This window comes from Sulfitobacter sp. 1A12056, assembly GCF_043558125.1.
Classification (GTDB): Bacteria; Pseudomonadota; Alphaproteobacteria; order Rhodobacterales; family Rhodobacteraceae; genus Sulfitobacter; species Sulfitobacter faviae.
Map to the genome: position 1 here is coordinate 466547 of NZ_JBIFFY010000001.1, position 19123 is coordinate 485669.

The following is a 19123-nucleotide window of genomic DNA, read 5'->3' on the forward strand; positions in this document are numbered from 1 at the left end:
GGGCGGGGAACAAGGATACCCGACATGAACCTATTTGCCGAAATTCGCCATCTCATCATTGCGACGCTGGAACAGATGGTCGCGCAGGAAGCTCTGCCTGCGACCCTGAACTTTGACCCGATCACCGCTGAGCCGCCGCGTGACGCGGCCCATGGCGACATGGCCACCAATGCCGCGATGGTGCTGGCCAAACCTGCGGGCATGAAGCCGCGCGACATCGCCGAAGCACTGGCCGCGCAATTGCAAAACGATCCGCGCATCACCTCCGCCGAAGTGGCGGGGCCGGGCTTCATCAACCTGCGCCTTGCGCCTTCGGTCTGGCAAAACGTGGCCCGTCAGGTGCTGAACCAAGGCACCGACTTTGGCCGCGCGATCCTTGGTGCCGGTCAGCGGGTGAACGTTGAATATGTCTCGGCCAACCCGACGGGGCCGCTGCATGTGGGCCACACCCGTGGCGCGGTCTTTGGCGATGCACTGGCCAGCCTGCTTGACTTCGCGGGCTATGACGTGACGCGGGAATACTACATCAACGACGGCGGTGCGCAGGTCGATGTGCTCGCCCGTTCGGTCTATCTGCGCTACCTCGAAGCCAATGGCAAAGAGGTGGCATTCCCCGATGGCACCTATCCCGGCGACTATCTGATCCCGCTGGGCGAAGCGCTGGCCAAGATGTACGGCGACAAGCTGGTCGACCAGCCGGAAAGCGAATGGCTGGACGATATCCGCGAATTCGCAACCGACGCGATGATGAACCTCATTCGAAACGATCTGGCGGCACTGGGTGTCGAGATGGACGTCTTCTATAGCGAAAAATCGCTCTATGGCACGGGTCAGATCGAAGCGGCCATCGCCTCGCTCGAAGCCAAAGGGTTGATCTACGAAGGCGTGTTGGAGCCGCCGAAGGGTAAGAAGCCCGACGATTGGGAACCGCGTGAACAGACCCTGTTCAAATCCACCGAACATGGCGACGATGTGGACCGCCCGGTCAAGAAGTCCGACGGGTCTTGGACCTATTTCGCCCCCGATATCGCCTATCACTATGACAAGGTCAGCCGTGATTTCGACATGCTGATCGACGTCTTCGGCGCGGATCATGGCGGCTATGTCAAACGGATGAAGGCGGCGGTTTCGGCGCTGAGCGACGGGCATGTGCCGCTCGACATCAAGCTGACGCAGTTGGTGAAGCTTTTCAAAAACGGCGAGCCGTTCAAGATGTCCAAACGGGCAGGGACATTCGTGACCCTGCGCGATGTTGTGGATCAGGTCGGCCCGGACGTGACGCGCTTTGTCATGCTGACGCGCAAGAACGACGCGATGCTCGACTTCGATTTCGACAAGGTGTTGGAGCAAAGCCGCGAGAACCCGGTCTTTTACGTGCAATACGCCCATGCGCGGGTCGCGTCGATCCTGCGCAAAGCCGAAGAGGCGGAGATCGAGGTGGCGGATGCCACGCTGCTGGACGCGGACCTGTCCAAGCTTGACCACGAGGCCGAGATCGGCCTGCTGCGCAAGCTTGCCGAATGGCCCCGTTTGGTCGAGACCGCCGCGCGCAGTAATGAGCCGCACCGGGTGGCCTTCTACCTCTATGAATTGGCCTCCGACTTCCACAGCCTCTACCACTTGGGCCGGTCTGAGGATGGCTTGCGCGCGTTGCAAGAAGGGGACGCGGCCACCTCGCAGGCAAAAATCGCGCTGTCGCGTGCCGTTGCGATTGTAATTGCGGCGGGTCTTGGTATTCTCGGGGTCACACCGGCGCAAGAGATGCGGTAACCGCACCAGCGCGCCGAAAACAGGCAACCCCATGACCAGACCCGCGTGGCGATGTATCACGCCGGGCAAAGAGGCAGAGATGGCAGATTTCACATCTTCCCCGACGACGGCGGGCTATGCGCCCGATTCCGCGCATAGCTACGCAGTGGGCAGCGCGCCCAAGACCCTGACAACGCTCACCAATATCGCGGGCGCCGTGGTGTCCTTGGCGCTGGTGGCGGGCATCGGTGTATGGGGCTACAAACTGCTTGTGCGCGACGTGACCGGCATCCCGGTGGTCCGCGCGATCGAAGGCGAGATGCGCGTGCGCCCCGAAGAGCCGGGCGGCGAATTGGCCCGTCATCAGGGGCTTTCGGTCAATGTCGTCGCCGCCGAAGGCAGCGCCGGGCGCCCGGCGGATGAGCTGCGCCTCGCGCCGCGCCAGATCGAATTGCAAGACGAAGACCAGCCCGTCAAAGTGGCAATGGTTGCCGCGAAGACACAGGGTACGGCGACGCCAGCCGTGGCGCGTGAGGATGACGGCGACCTGATCGACGCCTCCGAAGCGATCCGCTCGGGCAATGTCCAAGACCTCGTGGCGCAATTGACCAATGGCGTGGCCCCGCTCACCGGTGAGGAGGCCGCCGCTGGCGATCCTGTCGATGCCGCCGTGGCGATGGCGCTGGCCGATACCTCCGTGCAGCCAAAAGTAGTCAAGGCCGTGCTGAACGCGCCGGGCGTGCGCAACTCCCTGCGCCCGCGCCGCCGTCCGGCGGGCGGTGCCGTGGTGACACCCGCCGCCGTGCAACCTAATCCAGTGGCCGCGGCCACCCAAGAAGTCGATCCCGCATCGCTGCCCGCTGGCACCCGCATGGCACAGCTTGGCGCCTTTGACAGCCCCGAGGTGGCGCGCGAACAATGGGACCGTTTGCAGGGCCGTTTCGGTGCCTATCTCGAAGGCAAAAGCCGCGTCGTGCAAAAGGCCACCAGCGGCGGGCGGGTCTTCTACCGCCTACGTGCCATGGGCTTTAACGACATCGCCGACGCACGCCGCTTCTGCTCGGCCCTCGTGGCTGAAAACGCGGATTGCATCCCGGTGGTGATGCGCTGATGCGCCCCTTCGGGGCCACGATCCTCGACGCGACGGGCCATCGGCTCAGCGTCGAGGAAAAGGCGTTCTTTCGGGACGTGCGGCCCTTTGGCTTTATCCTCTTCGCCCGCAACATCGACAGCCCCGACCAGCTCCGCGCGCTCTGCGAAGAGATGCGCGAGGCGGCGGGGCATGAGGCCGTCATCACCATCGACCAAGAGGGCGGACGCGTGCAGCGTATGCGCGCGCCGCATTGGCGCGATTGGCTGCCGCCGATGGACCTCGCCGCCCGCGCCGGGGATCAAGCGCGCCACGCCTTTTACCTGATGTACCGGATCATCGCCCATGAGCTGCACAGCGTCGGGATCGACAGCAATTGCGCGCCGTTGATCGATGTGGCCGGGCCGGACACCCACCGTTTTCTGCGCAATCGCTGTTACGGCGAAACGCCGGGGCAGGTGGCCGAGATTGGCCGCGCCGTGGCGGATGCGCTGCTGGCCGGAGGGGTCTTGCCGGTGATGAAGCACATGCCCGGCCATGGCCGCGCGACGCTTGACAGCCACCACGATCTGCCCCGGGTAGCGGCCCGCCGGATCGATCTGCAGGCGGTCGATTTCGCCCCCTTCCGCAGCCTCCGCGACCTGCCGATGGGGATGACCGCGCATCTGGTCTATGACGCGCTGGATAATGCCCCAGCGACCCTGTCGCCCGAGGTGATGCGGCTGATCCGCGAAGAGATCGGCTTCGACAACCTCGTGATGACCGACGACATCTCGATGAAAGCGCTGCAAATGACCCCAGCGGAAAGCACCCGCGCCGCGATCGCGGCGGGCTGTGACGTGGCACTTTTCTGCAACGGCCCGCTCGAAGACCGCCGCGCCGTGGCCGAAGCCGCGGGCGAGATGACCCCCGCCGCCCAAACCCGCGCCCTGCGCGCGATGGATGCGCGGCAAACCCCCGATGACGTTGACATCGACGCCCTCAGCGCCCAGCTTGAGACGCTTCTGGGCGGGACATTGCATGGCTGACACGACATTTCAGGAAGACCGGGGCGGGGCGGGCAGCACCGTGGCCGACCGGCTGGCCGCCGAAGCCTTCATCATCGATGTCGAAGGCTATGAAGGGCCGCTCGACCTGCTGCTGTCGCTGAGCCGCACGCAAAAGGTCGATCTGCGCAAGATCTCGGTGCTGCAACTGGCGCGGCAGTATCTGGCCTTTGTCGAACGGGCAAAGGAGTTACGGCTGGAACTGGCGGCGGATTACCTCGTCATGGCGGCGTGGTTGGCTTTCCTGAAGTCGCGCCTGCTGCTGCCTCCAGACCCGACCGAAGAGGGCCCATCGGGCGAGGAAATGGCCGCGCATCTGGCCTTCCAGCTGGAACGCTTGCAGGCCATGCGCGACGCCGCCGCGCGTCTGATGGCGCGCGATCAGCTTGGCCGAGACTTCTTTGCCCGCGGCCAGACCCAAGAGATCACCAGCGTCAAAAAGGTCACCTATACCGCCACGCTGCTGGACCTGATGCAGGGCTATGCGCGCACCCGCACCCGTGAGGATTTCCGCCCCTTCGTGATGGACCGCGACAAGGTCTTCACCATGGAAGAGGCGCTGGACCGTATGCGCGGGCTGATCGGCTATGCGGGCGATTGGGGCGATCTGAACAGCTATCTGCCCGAGGGCTGGGAGAGCGACCCGGAACGCCGCCGCTCGGCCACGGCGGCGACCTTTGCCGCCTCTTTGCAACTGGTCAAAGAGGGGCATATGGAGATCCGGCAGAAAGAGATTTTCGCCCCCATCCAACTGCGCAAGAAGGATTGATGCGTGTCGGAAGAGATTGAAACCAAAGAAAAGAAACTGTTCGACGCGCCCTCGCTCGCCGAGCAGGAGCGTATGATCGAAGCCGTGCTTTTCGCCAGTTCCGAGCCGATCACCCTGCGCGAACTCGAAGAGCGTTTGCCGCGCGGCTCAGACGTGGGCGAGGCGATGGCCTTCCTGCGGCACCGGTATCAGGGGCGCGGCGTGCAGGTGATGAAAGTCGGCGATGCCTATGCCTTTCGCACCGCGCCGGACCTTGGTTTCCTGATGCATAAGGAAACGGTCGAGACCCGTAAGCTCAGCCGCGCGGCGATCGAGACTTTGGCGATCATCGCCTATCACCAGCCCGTCACCCGCGCCGAGATCGAAGAGATTCGCGGCGTATCGGTGTCGCGCGGTACGGTGGACCAGTTGCTTGAGATGGAGTGGATCCGTTTTGGCCGCCGCAAGATGACTCCGGGCCGTCCGGTGACCTTTGTCGTCACGCAGGAGTTTCTGGATCACTTCGGTCTGGAAAGCGCGCGGGATCTGCCGGGGTTGAAAGAACTGCGCTCGGCCGGGTTGTTGGAGAACCGTCCCCCCGCAGGACTGTTGCCCACCGTGGGCGATGGCGAAGACGAGCCGGAAGCAACCGAAGGGCAGAGCGAGCTCTTCGAGGATTGACCGGCGCCGCGTCTTTACGCGGAGCGGAAATGCTTCGACAGTTTCAGCCCCTGACCTTGGTAGTTCGACGCGATGTCGGCGCCGTAAAGCTGACTTGGGATCTGCGCCATATGCTCATAGACCAAACGGCCCACGACTTGCCCATGCTCCAGCACAAAGGGCGCCTCGTGACAGCGCACTTCCAGCACCCCGCGTGAGCCTGCGCCGCCCGCCTCTGCATGGCCAAAGCCCGGATCGAAGAAGCCCGCGTAATGCACGCGGAACTCTCCGACCATCACCAAATAGGGTGCCATTTCAGCGGCATAGGCAGGCGGGATCGTCACCGCTTCGCGGCTGACGAGGATGTAGAACGCGCCGGGGTCGAGGATGATCTGACCGTTGGTGCTATGCACCTCTTCCCAATAGGCGGCGGGATCGTAGTGGCCAATCTTGTCGAGGTCGATCACCCCGGTATGCGGCTTCGCGCGGTAGCCGACGAGGCTGGTGCCGGGCAGCCGCAGATCGACGGAGAAGCCCAGCCCCTCGTCGATCACGGCGGTCCCGTCAACGAGCGGTGTCTTATCGTGCAGCGCGCGCAGCGCGTCGTCGTCGAGGGTCGCATCCCCGCTGCCGAAACGAATCTGATTGAGCCGCATCCCGGGCCGCACCAGCACAGAGAAAGAGCGCGGGCAGATCTCGGCGTAGAGCGGGCCGGTGTACCCCGGCGCGATGCGGTCGAATTCGGTGCCGCCATCGGTGATGGTGCGGGTCAGCAGGTCCAGCCGCCCGGTGGAGCTTTTGGCATTTGCCACGGCAGAGACACCCTCGGGCAGCGCCAGCCGCTCCATCAGCGGCACCACATAGACGCAACCCTTTTCCAGCACGGCCCCTTCGCTGAGGTCGACGCGGTGCATCTCGAACTCCGCCAAACGATCCGAGACCTTGGCCCCATGCCCGGCAAGGAAAGACGCGCGGACGCGATAGGCGACGCTGCCGAGGCGGAGGTCAAGACTGGCGGGCTGGATCTGGGCAGAGGTGACCGCGGGATCGGCGGCAATGGCGCCGCTTTCGATCATCGCTGCAATCTGCTGGTTGGGGAGCACCCCGTTCATCGCATTGGGCATCGGGCGCGGCCTTCTTAAATGACAAACGCCCGCGCGTTACCGGCGCGGGCGTTTTGTTGTAGTCGGTTGGTCGGGCTAGCAGGACTCGAACCTGCGACCTTCCGTCCCCCAGACGGACGCGCTACCAGGCTGCGCCATAGCCCGACTACGTGGGCTTCATACCCGATCTCGCAGGGGGTGCAAGAGGGAATTGCCAATCTTTTCATCGCGATTAGAAATTTGTTTCCGCGCCGGCTTCTGCGGCCATGCGCGCGCGCAATTCGGCCAAATCCAGCAGCAGACCGGCGACCTGCGGTTGCACGTCGCGGGGCAGGCGATGGACACGCGCCCCGACGCTCAGCAGCCCCGGACGGGCGGGGAAATCGGCTTCGGGGGTGAAATCGGGCAGGTCGATGATCGCGGGTTTTGGCCTGTCGTCCTCGGGGTCTTCCGCCTCGGCTTCAGCGGGGGCGGGCGAAACCTCTGCGGTCTCCTCCGGCTCAGCCGCCAGCGGGCGCTTGAGGAACTCGGGCAGGCCGGTATCCGATGCAGGTTCCGGCGCGGGTTCTTCTTCGGGCTCAGCTTCGGACGCAGGGAGTTGCGGCGCGTCGGGCGTGTTGCTGTCAGAGGGGGCCAGCGGATCGGGCGTGGCCCGTGGGTGATCGTCGGCGGGCGGCATGGGCGAGGGGCGCTGCGCTGCCGCGGGGGCGGGTTCTTCCAGCTCTGCTGTCGTCTCCTGCCGCGCGTCGACCGTCTCAGCGCTCGCCTCATCCCCGCGCGCTTCCGTCTTCGCACCGAAGTTCAGAACCACACCGGTCTCAGGCCGGATGATGTCCGGCTTCGGCGCAGGGCGCGGCTCCACGAAATCCAACTCATCAAGCGGGGCGGAGAGGGAGGAGACATGGGTCATCCCTTCCTCACGCAGGATCTTCTGAACGCCTTTGATGGTCAGCCCATCGTCATGCAGCAACTTCTTGATCCCACCAAGCAGCAGCATATCGGCGGGGCGGTAATAGCGCCGCCCGCCCGCCCGTTTGATGGGTTTCACTTGGGTGAACTTACTCTCCCAAAACCGCAGAACATGGGCTTGGATACCGAGCCAGTCAGCGACTTCGGAGATGGTGCGAAAAGCGTCCGGCGATTTGACCATAGGTCAGGACTTGTTGCCTTCGGCAACCCGGTCTTTCATCAGATGCGAGGGGCGAAAGGTCAGCACCCGGCGCGGGTTGATCGGAACCTCTTCGCCTGTTTTCGGGTTGCGGCCCACACGCGCGGTCTTGTCGCGCACCGAAAAAGTGCCGAAAGAGGAAATCTTGACCTGTTCCCCGTCGACCAGAGCGTCGGACATATGCTCAAGCACGGCTTCGACCAGCTGAGCACTCTCATTGCGAGAAAGACCGACCTCACGAAATACAGCTTCGCTTAAATCCATGCGCGTCAATGTCTTGTTCGGCATTATATCCCCCATGCTTTCCAATAGCATATGCTGCTCAGATTTTTAGAGTCAACATCAATGCCCGGATCGAGCACGATTCGGCAGAGATTTTCCGCGTTAGCTCAGGGACTTACCAGCGCAGGACAACAGAGCCCCAAGCCAGACCGCCGCCAATGGCCTCGGTGACGATCAGATCGCCCCTGTTGATCTGACCACGCTCACGGCCCACCGACAGCGCCAGCGGGATCGAGGCGGCAGAGGTGTTGCCGTGGTCTTGTACGGTCACGACAACGCGCTCCATCGGCAGGTTCAGTTTCTTGGCGGTGCCTTGGATGATGCGGATGTTGGCCTGATGCGGCACGATCCAATCGACGTCTTCGGCGCTGACGCCGGCACGCTCCATGGCGGTATTGGCCGTGGCGGCAAGCTTTTCAACCGCGTGGCGGAACACTTGATTGCCCTGCATCCGCAGATAGCCTGTGGTGCCGGTGCTGACGCCGCCATCGACGTAGAGCAACTCGCGGTAGCGCCCGTCGGAATTAAGGTCGGTCGCGAGGATCCCGCGATCCTCGGGCGTGCCTTGCCCTTCTTGCGCCTCAAGCAGCAGCGCGCCCGCGCCGTCGCCAAAAAGCACACAGGTCGACCGGTCGGTCCAATCCATGATGCGGCTGAAAGTCTCGGCCCCGATCACCAGCACATTGCGCGCCTGACCGGAGAGGATGAGCGCATTGGCGTTCGCCAACGCATAGACAAAGCCCGCGCAGACCGCTTGCACGTCAAAGGCGAAACCATTGGTCATGCCCAGTTCGGCCTGCACCATTGTCGCGGCCGACGGGAAGGTGAGGTCGGGGGTGGAGGTGGCCACGACGATCGCGTCGACATCAGAGACATCGCGCCCCGCGTCTTCAAGCGCCTTGCGCGCGGCGGCGCTGGCCATGGAAGAGGTCGTCTCACCTTCGGCGGCGAAGTGGCGGCGTTCGATGCCCGAGCGCGAGCGGATCCATTCGTCATTCGTGTCGAGGGTCGCTTCAAATTCGGCATTTTCCACGACACGGGCGGGCAGGTAGTGGCCACAACCAGTGACAACGGCGCGCAGGCTCATTTGACGGACTCCTCAGCTGGCAGCGTCGCGGCGACGCGAGCGGCTAGCTTGTCATTGAATTTATTCTGCGACAACTGCGCGGCGAGTTTGATCGCAGCGGAGATGCCGGTCGCATCGGCGGAGCCGTGCGATTTCACCACCGTGCCGTTCAAGCCCAGAAAGACGCCGCCGTTCACACGGCGCGGGTCGATCTTTTTGCTGAGACGGCGCAGAGAGGTATAGGCCAGCAGCGAGGCGAGCCGCGACAGGGGCGAGTATTTGAACGCTTCGCGCAGCCTGTCGCCGATCATGCTGGCCGTGCCTTCGCCGGTCTTGATCGCGACATTGCCGGTGAACCCATCGGTCACGATGACATCGGCGCGGTTGCCCGAGATATCGCCGCCCTCAACGAAACCGACGAATTCAAACCCGGTGGCATCGCCTTGGGCGCGAATCAAATCATAGGCTTCTTTGAGTTCGGTGCGGCCCTTATGCTCTTCGGTGCCGACATTCAGCAGCCCCACGCGGGGGCGCTGCAAATCCATACCGTTGCGGGCGTAGGAGGTGCCCATCAGCGCGAAACGCAACAGATCATCGGCGTCGGCGCGCACATCGGCGCCCACGTCGAGCATCACGTTGAAGCCTTGCGGGTTGGAAGAGGGGTAGAGCACTGCAATCGCAGGGCGGTTCACGCCCGGCAATTTGCGCAGCCGTATCATCGACATCGCCATCAGCGCGCCGGTATTGCCGCAAGAGACAGCCACAGCCGCCTCTCCGCTGCGCACGGATTCGATGGCAGACCACATGGAACTGTCTTTGCCGGTGCGCACGACTTGGCTGGGCTTGTCGTCCATCGTGACGACATCCGTGGCGTGACGTATCTCGCAACGGCCCGACAACTCACCACGTTTGGCGATCAAAGGCTCCAACTGATCACGGGGACCATGCAGGATAAAACCGATATCGGGATTTGCTGTCGCAGAAAGCGCACACCCGGCAACAACTGCTGCCGGGCCTTCGTCACCCCCCATCGCGTCAACCGAGATCAGGGTGTGTCCGGCTTTCGCGTTGGGGTGATCGGGCTGGGCCGTCATCAGTGCGAATGCCTCACTGCCTAAGAGAAAACCTTAAAAACTACCGCAGCTTATGCTGCGTCGTCTTCCAGGTCCACTTCTTCGGTCAGGGCGACAACTTCGGCGTCGTCATAGTGACCGCAAGCCGCGCAGATGTGGTGGGGGCGCTTCAGCTCACCGCAGTTCGAACATTCGTTCGGGTTCGCCGCAGAGAGCGAATCGTGGGCGCGGCGGTTGTTGCGGCGGGATTTGGATACTTTATTCTGTTGGACAGCCATGTCTGGTGCCTTTGCCTTCGGGGTTGCTGACTTGGCAAAGCAGGCCGCAACCGTGTTTCAATTCGGACCCCGTTTCGGGCGTGACGACGCTTTAGGGCCGCAGCCGCGCAATGTCCAACCTTAATTCGGGTGAGGGCGGCAAAATAACGCGAAACCGGCGCGATGCAAGCGCGAATTTCCGCGGTTTTCCGCTTGTTTCCTTAGGTTTCGTCTTTCTTCAGCGCATCGCGCAGCGCGCCCAAGCCTGCAAAGGGCCGCGCGTCTTCGTCGGTCATCGGCTTTTTTCCCGGTTCGGCATGGACCATCTGGCCCAGTTCCGCATCGCCCTTGCGGGGATATTCCGGCACTTCCAGCGCCAGCGCCTCGATCATGACCTGCGCGGGGTCGATCCATTGGCCCAGAGGCTCTGCCGTATCGTCCTCAGGCATTTCGACCTCCTCTTCGTCGGGGAGTTCGAAATCATGGATGAAGCGGCGGGTAATATCGGCGTCGATCCGCGTGGTCACTGGCTCAAGCGTGACGACGCATGGCTGCACCACGGTCGCGCCCAGTTTCCCGTCAAGCTGCCAGTCCTGCTTGCCGAGCGGTTTGATGCTGCCCGAAAAGCTAAGTTTGCGCAGGGCCGAGAGATCGAGTTCCTCGGCGATCTGCGCCAGCGCTTCCGCCTCAGGGCGCAGCGCGAACGCGTTTGGCTCCGTCTGGGACAGGTCCGCGACCCGAAGAGCGGTTGGCGTAGGTGATTTGCGCGACATGAGATCCGACTTTCGTTTCTTGTACACTTGGGGTGCCTTGGTGTATGCGAAATAAAAGCCATAATCCGTCAGGGCAAGAGGGCAGACCAAATGCGCAAAACCAAACAGACCGGCAAGACGCACCTCCGGATCGCGGGTATGGGCGTTGCACTGCTTCTGACCGCCTGTAGCCCGCAGTATGAGAACCACGGCTATGTGCCGCCGCAAGACCAGCTTGAGCAGGTCGTTGTGGGCAGCGATACCAAGGAAAGCGTCGCGCAGAAGATCGGTGTGCCCACGGTTTCGGGTGTTTTGAGCGATGATAGTTACTATTACGTTAAAATGCGCAAACGCGCTCTTGGCTTCATGGCTCCGAAAGAGATCGAGCGTGAGGTGGTGACCGTCAGTTTCAACGAAGCCGGCGTGGTGTCGAATGTCGAACGCTTCGGGCTTGAACGCGGGCAGGTTGTGCCGCTGTCGCGCCGCGTGACGACATCGCCTGTGGCCGACAACACCTTCCTGCGCCAGCTTCTGGGCAACCTTGGCCGCTTTAGCCCGTCGGCCTTCGGCAGCTAAGTTCCCCTTGCCCTGCCCCGGCAGCGGGGCAGGGCCGCGGATAAGCGAAGGCGACCTCGCAGATGACCCAAGCGCCCCCGGGCCGATATCTGACGCGCGAAGCCCTCACGCCCGGGGACATCACCCGGGCGCAGGCGCTGCGGACGCAGTGTTTTCAGACCGGGACCGCCGACCGTGATGCATTCGACGCGGCGGCACGGCATTTTCTGATAGAGGATCGCGACAGCGGCACATTGGTCTGCTGCTTTCGCCTGACCCGGTTTCAGGGCGCGGAGCTGGCCCAGAGCTATGCCGCGCAGTTTTACGAACTGAGCCGTCTGGAGCGCACGCAAGGCGCCTTGCTGGAACTGGGCCGCTTTTGTATCCATCCAGAATGGCAAGACCCCGACATTCAGCGCCTCGCTTGGGGGCAATTGGCCCGGGAAGTCGATGACAGCAGGGCGGCGCTTTTGTTTGGCTGTTCCTCTTTCACGGGCACGGATCCGACCCGCTACCGCGATGCCTTTGCCCTGTTGAAACAACAGCATCTTGCCCCCGCGGAATGGCGCCCCCGCGTCAGGGCGGCTGAGGTCCACCCCTATGCCCGCGAGCGCCACAGCCCCGATCCCCGGCGCGCGCGCCAGCAAATCCCGCCGCTGCTGCGCAGCTATCTGGCGATGGGCGGCTGGGTCAGCGACCACGCCGTGATCGACCGGCAAATGGGCACGCTGCATGTCTTCACCGGGCTGGAGATCGCCGCGATTCCGCCCAACCGCGCGCGGCTTTTGCGGGCGTTGGCCTGAGGCCGCACCGCCTTTGGACATTGACCTTGCCCGCGCCGAAAGATAGCTGGCAGGCATGGCACGCGCACCCCTTTTACAACTCACCGACATTTCGCTGACCTTTGGCGGCGATCCTGTTTTCGAAGACCTCTCCCTCGTGGTGCAGACCGGCGATCGGTTGGCCCTGGTGGGCCGCAACGGCTCGGGCAAATCGACGCTGATGAAGGTCATGGCCGGGCTGGTAGAGCCCGACAGCGGGGCGGTTGTGGCCGGGCCCGGCGTCTCGGTCGGCTATATGGAGCAGGAGCCGGACCTCTCGGGCTTTGAGACGCTTGGCGACTTCGCGGCCCATGGGCTGGATCCGGGTGAGATGTATAAGGTCGAACGCGCCGGCGAGGGGCTGAAGTTTGACCCGGCGCGCCCTGTGGCCACCGCATCGGGCGGGGAGCGTCGCCGCGCGGCACTTGCGCGGCTGATGGCCGAAGAGCCGGAGCTGATGCTGCTGGACGAGCCGACCAACCACCTCGACATCGAAGCCATCGCATGGCTCGAATCCGAGCTAAAGGGCACCCGCACCGCCTTTGTCATCATCAGCCACGACCGCGCCTTCCTGCGCGAGCTGACCCGCGCGACCCTCTGGGTCGACCGCGGCACCGTGCGCCGTCAGGACATCGGCTTTGAAGGGTTCGAGGCATGGCGCGATCAGGTCTGGGAAGAAGAGGACATGCAGCGCCACAAGCTGAACCGCAAGATCAAGGCTGAGGCGCGTTGGGCGGTCGAGGGGATCTCGGCCCGGCGCAAACGCAATCAGGGCCGGGTGCGCGCGCTTCAAGAGTTGCGCGCCGAACGCTCGGCGCAGATCAAACGGCAGGGCACCGCGGCCATGGCGCTGGAGGCTGGGCCGAAGTCAGGCCGCAAGGTGATCGAAGCGAGCGGCATCGCCAAAAAATTCGGTGACAAACAGATACTGCGCGATTTCTCGATCACGGTGCAGCGCGGCGACCGGATTGCGCTGGTGGGGCCAAACGGGGTGGGCAAGACCACGCTGCTGAACATGCTGATCGGCAAAGAAGAGCCCGATGCGGGCGAGATCAAACTGGGCACCAATCTGGAACTCGCGCTGTTCGATCAGGCACGCGCGCAGCTTGATGGGGACATGACCCTTTGGGACAGCCTCACCGGCGATCCTGAAATGCGCGTCTCGGGCAAGGCCGATCAGGTGCTGGTGCGGGGTCAGCCGAAACATGTGGTCGGCTACCTCAAGGAATTCCTTTTTGACGAGGCACAGGCCCGCGCGCCGGTCCGCTCGCTTTCGGGCGGCGAAAAGGCGCGGCTGCTTTTGGCCAAGATCATGGCGCGCTCCTCGAACCTTCTGGTGCTCGACGAGCCGACGAATGATCTCGACGTCGAGACGCTCGACCTCATGCAGGAACTCTTGGGCACCTATGACGGCACCGTGCTGCTGGTCAGCCACGACCGTGACTTCCTCGACCGCGTGGCGGCGACCACCATCGCGATGGAAGGGGATGGCCGCGCCACCGTCTATGCGGGCGGCTGGTCCGATTATCTGGCACAGCGCGGGCAGGATGATTTCGCCCAAAGCGTGGTTAAACCCAAGCCGAGCAAACCCGAGCCGAAAGCGGAGAAAAAGCAATCCGCGGGCGGGCTCAGCTTTACCGAAAAGCACCGGCTCGAAGCCTTGCCTGCTGAGATCGAGCGGTTGGAGGCCGAGATTGGCAAGCTCGAAGAACTGCTCAGCGATGCAGAGCTTTTCACCCGCGAGCCGGTGAAGTTTCAGAAAGCCACCGATGCGCTGGTGCAGCGGCATGAAAAGCTCTCTAACGCCGAAGAAGAGTGGATGGCGCTGGAGGAGAAGGCGCAGGGCTAACCCCGCGCCTCTGCCAGAGCGATCTGCGGGCGGTAAGCGTTGCGGAATGCCGCGACGATGCTCGGCGGGGTGAGGAGGGTGACGCGGCCCTGCGGGCGTCGCTGCGCAGCCCCGTAGCCCTCCGGCGCATACGGGTGAAGCGCATCGCCGAGAAGCACGCCGCTCTGGCCGTCGTGATCCAAGACGAAACTGCCGCCGAGCAGGTCCTGCGCCTTTACATCCCCATGGCGGCGCTGACGAAAAACGCGCGGCACGGCCCGTTCGGCGTGCAACTGACGGTCCAAATCCGCGGCGGGGCCGGGGAGGTTGCAGCACGCGCGAAACCGTCGATAATCCGCAGCCCGGCATTCCGCGCAGGGGCGGTGACCGGCGGCAAAGGCCACGGCCTCATCCAGAAAGAACAGCTCGGTATAATGGCGGGGGCCATCAGCTTGCGACGGGGCCCCTTGAAGCTGAGCCGACAGCAGACCCAATTCTGATGCGCCCAACGGCGTTTGGGGTGCAGTCCGTTTTCGTCATGCAGGATGCCACGGTTGCCCATGAAGCTGCCCCGCGCCGGGTGGGCGATGATCTCCCCATCCGGTTGGACGCGGTTTTGCAGCGGCATCAGCGCATCCTGAGCGCGCCGTCGAGGCGGATCACCTCACCATTGAGATAGCCCATTTCGACGATGAACCCGGCCAGCCGCCCATATTCCGCCGGATCGCCAAGACGCGGCGGGTTGGGCACATCCTTGGCCAATTCGGCCTGAACCTCTTCCGGCAATCCGGCCAGCATCGGCGTTTTGAAGATGCCCGGCGCGATGGTCATCACGCGAATCCCTTCCTTGGCCAGATCCCGCGCCATCGGCAGGGTCATGCCCGCGATCCCGCCCTTGGAGGCAGCATAGGCGGCTTGGCCCTTCTGCCCGTCGAAGGCGGCGATGGAGGCGGTGTTGATGATCACCCCGCGCGCGCCGTCGTCTTCGGGGGTGTTCTTGGCCATAGCCACCGCCGCCAGCCGCGCCACGTTAAAGCTGCCGACGAGGTTGATGTCGATGGTGCGTTGAAAGGCGTCGAGCGGATGCGGCCCGTCGCGCCCCGTGGTTTTGATCCCAAGTGCGATGCCCGCGCAATTCACCGCCGCGGTGATCCAGCCCATCTTTTCTTGGGCATAGTCCACCGCTTCCTGCACCGAGGTCTCATCCGTTACATCGGTCAAGACGTAGTGGCCGCCGATCTCTTTCGCGATGGCTTCGCCCCGGGCAGCGTCACGGTCCAACAGGGTGACCTGCGCGCCCTGCGACGCGAAATAGCGCGCCGTGGCTTCGCCAAGCCCCGAGGCGCCCCCGGTGATGATGGCGGCTGTACTGTCTAGTTTCATGATGGCTCCCCCCCGATATGAACACTTGTTCAGTTCAGCACGAAGTCTCACCCCATGCAAGAGATGCCGTTGCGGCGGGAGGAGGGCGGTGAGAGTGGGGAAGACGGAGCAGACCGAAGCCCGCCCCGTGAGAGATCAGCCGACCTGCACCAGCGCATGGCGCTTCTTGCCCGCGCTGAGTTTGACCGGGGAGGACAGCGCGCCCGCATCCAGCATCAGGCCCGCATCGGTCAGCGGCTTGTCGTCGATCCGTGCGCCGTTCTCAGCGATCAGGCGCTTGGCTTCTCTGCCAGAACCGGCGAGGCCCGATTTCACCAGCAATTGCACGATGGAAACCCCATCGCCCACATCCGCCGCCGACAGGGTCAGGGTGGGCAGGTCATCGCCCACACCGCCTTTTTCAAAGACTTCGCGCGCGGTGGCTTCGGCGTTGCGGGCGGCCTCTTCCCCGTGGAGGAGACCGGTGACCTCATTGGCCAGACGCACCTTCGCCTCGTTGATCTCGGACCCCGCCAGCGCGCCCAGACGGTCGCATTCATCGACCGGCAGCTCGGTATAGAGCTTGAGGAAACGGCCCACATCGGCATCGGTGCAATTGCGCCAGAACTGCCAGAACTCATAAGGGCTCAGCATATCGCCATTGAGCCAGACCGCACCGCCCGCCGATTTGCCCATCTTCTTGCCGTCGCTGGTGGTCAAGAGCGGTGACGTCAGTCCGTAAACCTCGCCATCGATCACCCGGCGCGTCAGGTCGATGCCGTTGACGATATTGCCCCATTGATCCGACCCGCCCATCTGAAGAATGCAGCCATAGCGGCGGTGCAGCTCCATGAAGTCATAGGCTTGGAGAATCATGTAGTTGAACTCGAGGAAAGACAGCGATTGCTCGCGGTCCAGACGGGACTTCACGCTCTCAAAGCTCAGCATCCGGTTAATCGAGAAATGCCGCCCGATGTCGCGCAGGAAGTCGAGGTAGTTCAACCCGTCGAGCCATTCCGCGTTGTTCAGCATCAGGGCACCAGTCTCGCCCTCGCCGTAATCGAGGTATTGGGCAAAGACCTGACGGATGCCTTCGATATTGTCGTCGATCGCCTCGGGCGTCAGTAGCGGGCGCTCGTCCGAGCGGAAGGATGGATCGCCCACCTTGGTCGTGCCGCCGCCCATCAGGGTGATCGGCTTGCCGCCGCATTTCTGTAGCCAGCGTAGCATCATGATATTGACCAGATGCCCCACATGCAGCGATTTGGCCGTGGCGTCATAGCCCACATAGGCGGGAGCCGCGCCTTTCAGCAGGGCTTCGTCCAACCCCTGATAATCGGTGCAATCGGCCAGAAAGCCGCGCTGCATCATCGTGTGGATGAACTCCGATTTGGGATGGTATGTCATGGTGACTTGCCTCAAAACTGTATTGCGGGGCAATCTATATGCGCACGAGCGGCAAAGGAAAAGGCCATGAATACGGCCAAGCACAGGCAAGATGCCGGAACCGAAGTGGTGACGGCTTTGGGAATGATGTCGGGCACCTCTTTGGATGGGGTGGACGCCGCTGTTTTGCGTACCGATGGGCATGACATCGCCAGCTTTGGCCGCAGCGCCTATCGCAGCTATTCCGCCGAAGAGCGGCGCGTGATCGCCGCGGGGTTCGGCAAGTGGCACGGGGCCGAGGTTGAGGAGGCCGCCAAGGCGGTGGAGGCCGCGCATCTGGCGCTCTTGGCCGATCTGCTAAAAGATGCGCCTGAAGTCGACCTCATTGGTTTTCACGGCCAAACGCTGGCCCATGCCCCGCGCATGCAGGGCACGCTGCAAGTCGGCAACGGCGCGCTGCTGGCGCGTGAGATTGGCCTGCCCGTGGTCTGGGATTTCCGCAGCGCCGATGTGGAGCTGGGCGGCGAAGGCGCACCGCTGGCGCCGTTCTTTCACCATGCCTGCGCGCGTTATGCCGGGCGAACCGGGCCGGTGGCTTTCTTGAACCTTGGCGGCGTCGGCAACCTCACTTGGGTCGACCCGCGCGTCGCCCGCCCCGAAGAAGAGGGCGCGCTGCTGGCCTTTGACACCGGCCCCGCCAATGCGCCGATCAACGATTTGATGCAGGCCCGCCTTGGCCAAGACTACGACGAAGGCGGCAAGCTGGCCGCGCGGGGCAGGGTCGAGCAGGGCGCCTTGGAGCTGTTTCTGGCCGAGCCTTATTTCGCACGCATGCCGCCCAAATCCCTCGACCGGAACGATTTTGCCGAGATGGTGGCCCTTGTGGGTGAGCTCTCCGATGCCGATGCCTGCGCGACCCTCACTGCCATGTGCGCGGCTGGCGTGGCCGAGGCGATGCAGCATTGCCCAGCCCCGCCCGAACGCGTCTATGTGACGGGCGGCGGGCGGCATAATCCGGTGCTGATGCGAATGTTGGATGTCAGCCTCGATTGCCCCGTCGCCCCGGTGGAAGAGATCGGCCTCGATGGCGACATGCTTGAGGCGCAGGCCTTTGCCTATCTGGCAGTACGCGTGGCGCGCGGGCTGCCCACCTCGTGCCCCGGCACGACAGGCGTCCGCGCCGCCGTTGGCGGGGGCACCGTCAGCCGGGAGTGAGGTGAGCGGGGCGTTGCCTAACTTTGACGGAAAGGTGCCAGAGAAGGATTTTAAGGCCCCAACGTGCAGTCAGTATGCCGCCATATCGGCTGGCACGCCCACTTGTTAACAAAGTTGCGAAAAATACCCCCGTTACGCAATTTTCGCGAAACGCGATCGCGACTTCTCGCGTAGGTTCCCTGTGGGGGCCAAGGGTCGAAGGCATTCGACCGGCTTAGAGAAGGAGATTCGCTATGACTATCTTTCACACAGGTGCTTTCAAAAACAGCCTCGCCGTTACGGCAGTGACGCTCATGCTCGCACCCGCAGCGCAGGCCGAAATCGGCCTCGGGGTTGGGGTCAGCGTCGGGGGCCATGGCGCCCATGGCGGCGCGGATGTCGGTGTCGGCGCTTCGGTTGGCGGCAGTGACGGCATCGGGGCCGGAGTTGGCGCTTCGGTCGGTGGCAGTGATGGCATCGGGGCCGGAGTTGGTGCTTCGGTCGGTGGGGGCGACGGTGTGAACGCAGGCGTCGGCGCTTCGGTGGGCGGCGGTGACGGTCTGGGGGCCGGGGCTGGCGTCTCGGTCGGCGGGGGCAGCGGCCACAGCGGGACGGATGACCCCGATAGCCCCCCCACGGCGACCGCAGGCCGGGCGACTACCGGCGCCGACAACAGTGCGACCACCCCAAGGCCGATCAACATCGCGACCCTCATCGGCGCGCCGGTCTGGAGCAAAGACAGTGTCTTGGTGGGCATGATCGAAGAGGTTGCCCCGGGGCCAAACGGCAAGGTCGACGCGGTGCTGCGCCTCAACGCAGCCCTTGATACCGACCGGGATATCATCCGCATGCGCATCGCGCCGCGCCTGTCGGACCGTGGGGCGCTGAAGCTGGGGTATTCGAAGCAGAAGTTCCTACAGCTTTTCGCCGGGTAAACCGCGCAGCAATGAAAAACGGGGCGGCAATCTGGCCGCCCCGTTTGC

At 63.7% G+C, this 19123-nt stretch carries 20 protein-coding genes and 1 tRNA gene; 10 read left to right on the forward strand and 11 right to left on the reverse strand.

Features of this window, described 5'->3' with window-relative positions:
- The first annotated feature begins 24 nt into the window (after positions 1 to 24).
- The 5 genes from argS (at position 25) to scpB (ending at position 5314) form a co-directional block, all read left to right on the forward strand.
- Positions 25 to 1770: an arginine--tRNA ligase gene (gene argS, locus ACGYLD_RS02265; protein ID WP_394400930.1), complete on the forward strand. Its 1746-nt coding sequence runs from the start codon at positions 25 to 27 to the stop codon at positions 1768 to 1770.
- Between the two features lie 79 nt (positions 1771 to 1849).
- Positions 1850 to 2860, forward strand: coding sequence for an SPOR domain-containing protein (locus ACGYLD_RS02270; RefSeq protein ID WP_394400933.1), 1011 nt, complete (start codon positions 1850 to 1852; stop codon positions 2858 to 2860).
- Positions 2860 to 3867, forward strand: coding sequence for a beta-N-acetylhexosaminidase (nagZ, locus tag ACGYLD_RS02275; protein WP_394400936.1), 1008 nt, complete (start codon positions 2860 to 2862; stop codon positions 3865 to 3867). The genes ACGYLD_RS02270 and nagZ overlap by 1 nt, the downstream gene beginning before the upstream one ends.
- Positions 3860 to 4654: a ScpA family protein gene (locus ACGYLD_RS02280; RefSeq protein ID WP_209217704.1), complete on the forward strand. Its 795-nt coding sequence runs from the start codon at positions 3860 to 3862 to the stop codon at positions 4652 to 4654. Before nagZ ends, ACGYLD_RS02280 begins: the two co-directional genes overlap by 8 nt.
- 3 nt (positions 4655 to 4657) lie before the next feature.
- Positions 4658 to 5314, forward strand: coding sequence for an SMC-Scp complex subunit ScpB (gene scpB / locus ACGYLD_RS02285; protein WP_067265864.1), 657 nt, complete (start codon positions 4658 to 4660; stop codon positions 5312 to 5314).
- 14 nt (positions 5315 to 5328) lie between these two features.
- On the opposite strand, the gene ACGYLD_RS02290 is transcribed toward scpB, so the two are convergent.
- The 8 genes from ACGYLD_RS02290 to ACGYLD_RS02325 form a co-directional block, all read right to left on the reverse strand.
- Positions 5329 to 6405 carry a 2'-deoxycytidine 5'-triphosphate deaminase gene (locus ACGYLD_RS02290; RefSeq protein ID WP_394401328.1) on the reverse strand — a complete coding sequence of 359 codons (1077 nt, stop codon included), beginning with the start codon at positions 6403 to 6405 and terminating at the stop codon, positions 5329 to 5331.
- A 79-nt stretch (positions 6406 to 6484) separates the two neighbouring features.
- Positions 6485 to 6561 (reverse strand) — tRNA-Pro (locus tag ACGYLD_RS02295).
- Positions 6562 to 6628: 67 nt separating this feature from the next.
- Positions 6629 to 7546 (reverse strand): MerR family transcriptional regulator, encoded by a 918-nt coding sequence (locus ACGYLD_RS02300; RefSeq protein ID WP_271691400.1) that lies wholly within the window; start codon positions 7544 to 7546, stop codon positions 6629 to 6631.
- A 3-nt stretch (positions 7547 to 7549) separates the two neighbouring features.
- Positions 7550 to 7852 (reverse strand): integration host factor subunit alpha, encoded by a 303-nt coding sequence (gene ihfA / locus ACGYLD_RS02305; RefSeq protein ID WP_067265868.1) that lies wholly within the window; start codon positions 7850 to 7852, stop codon positions 7550 to 7552.
- A 109-nt stretch (positions 7853 to 7961) separates the two neighbouring features.
- Positions 7962 to 8933, reverse strand: coding sequence for a beta-ketoacyl-ACP synthase III (locus ACGYLD_RS02310; protein WP_394400940.1), 972 nt, complete (start codon positions 8931 to 8933; stop codon positions 7962 to 7964).
- On the reverse strand, positions 8930 to 10006 hold the full coding sequence (plsX, locus tag ACGYLD_RS02315; RefSeq protein WP_209217708.1) for a phosphate acyltransferase PlsX: 1077 nt from the start codon (positions 10004 to 10006) through the stop codon (positions 8930 to 8932). The genes ACGYLD_RS02310 and plsX overlap by 4 nt, the downstream gene beginning before the upstream one ends.
- Positions 10007 to 10056: 50 nt before the next feature.
- Positions 10057 to 10263: a 50S ribosomal protein L32 gene (rpmF, locus tag ACGYLD_RS02320; protein WP_067265873.1), complete on the reverse strand. Its 207-nt coding sequence runs from the start codon at positions 10261 to 10263 to the stop codon at positions 10057 to 10059.
- Between the two features lie 200 nt (positions 10264 to 10463).
- On the reverse strand, positions 10464 to 11015 hold the full coding sequence (locus ACGYLD_RS02325) for a YceD family protein (protein ID WP_394400943.1): 552 nt from the start codon (positions 11013 to 11015) through the stop codon (positions 10464 to 10466).
- 90 nt (positions 11016 to 11105) lie between these two features.
- Between ACGYLD_RS02325 and ACGYLD_RS02330 the strand changes: the two genes are divergently transcribed.
- The 3 genes from ACGYLD_RS02330 (at position 11106) to ACGYLD_RS02340 (ending at position 14219) form a co-directional block, all read left to right on the forward strand.
- The gene (locus ACGYLD_RS02330; protein WP_394400946.1) at positions 11106 to 11570 is read left to right on the forward strand and encodes an outer membrane protein assembly factor BamE; all 465 of its coding nucleotides are present in this window, start codon (positions 11106 to 11108) and stop codon (positions 11568 to 11570) included.
- A gap of 62 nt (positions 11571 to 11632) precedes the next feature.
- Positions 11633 to 12352, forward strand: coding sequence for a GNAT family N-acetyltransferase (locus ACGYLD_RS02335; protein ID WP_394400949.1), 720 nt, complete (start codon positions 11633 to 11635; stop codon positions 12350 to 12352).
- 55 nt (positions 12353 to 12407) lie between these two features.
- Positions 12408 to 14219, forward strand: a complete 1812-nt coding sequence (locus ACGYLD_RS02340; RefSeq protein WP_271687175.1) for an ABC-F family ATP-binding cassette domain-containing protein — start codon at positions 12408 to 12410, stop codon at positions 14217 to 14219.
- Here ACGYLD_RS02340 and ACGYLD_RS02345 read toward each other — a convergent pair.
- The 3 genes from ACGYLD_RS02345 to tyrS form a co-directional block, all read right to left on the reverse strand.
- The gene (locus ACGYLD_RS02345; protein ID WP_394400952.1) at positions 14216 to 14707 is read right to left on the reverse strand and encodes a hypothetical protein; all 492 of its coding nucleotides are present in this window, start codon (positions 14705 to 14707) and stop codon (positions 14216 to 14218) included. The two genes, ACGYLD_RS02340 and ACGYLD_RS02345, sit on opposite strands and share 4 nt — an antisense overlap.
- A gap of 118 nt (positions 14708 to 14825) precedes the next feature.
- Positions 14826 to 15581, reverse strand: a complete 756-nt coding sequence (locus ACGYLD_RS02350; protein ID WP_209217712.1) for a 3-hydroxyacyl-CoA dehydrogenase — start codon at positions 15579 to 15581, stop codon at positions 14826 to 14828.
- A gap of 135 nt (positions 15582 to 15716) precedes the next feature.
- Positions 15717 to 16967: a tyrosine--tRNA ligase gene (gene tyrS / locus ACGYLD_RS02355; RefSeq protein ID WP_394400955.1), complete on the reverse strand. Its 1251-nt coding sequence runs from the start codon at positions 16965 to 16967 to the stop codon at positions 15717 to 15719.
- A gap of 66 nt (positions 16968 to 17033) precedes the next feature.
- Between tyrS and ACGYLD_RS02360 the strand changes: the two genes are divergently transcribed.
- Positions 17034 to 18161, forward strand: coding sequence for an anhydro-N-acetylmuramic acid kinase (locus ACGYLD_RS02360; RefSeq protein WP_394400958.1), 1128 nt, complete (start codon positions 17034 to 17036; stop codon positions 18159 to 18161).
- Positions 18162 to 18394: 233 nt separating this feature from the next.
- On the forward strand, positions 18395 to 19075 hold the full coding sequence (locus ACGYLD_RS02365) for a hypothetical protein (RefSeq protein ID WP_394400961.1): 681 nt from the start codon (positions 18395 to 18397) through the stop codon (positions 19073 to 19075).
- The last annotated feature ends 48 nt before the right edge of the window (positions 19076 to 19123 follow it).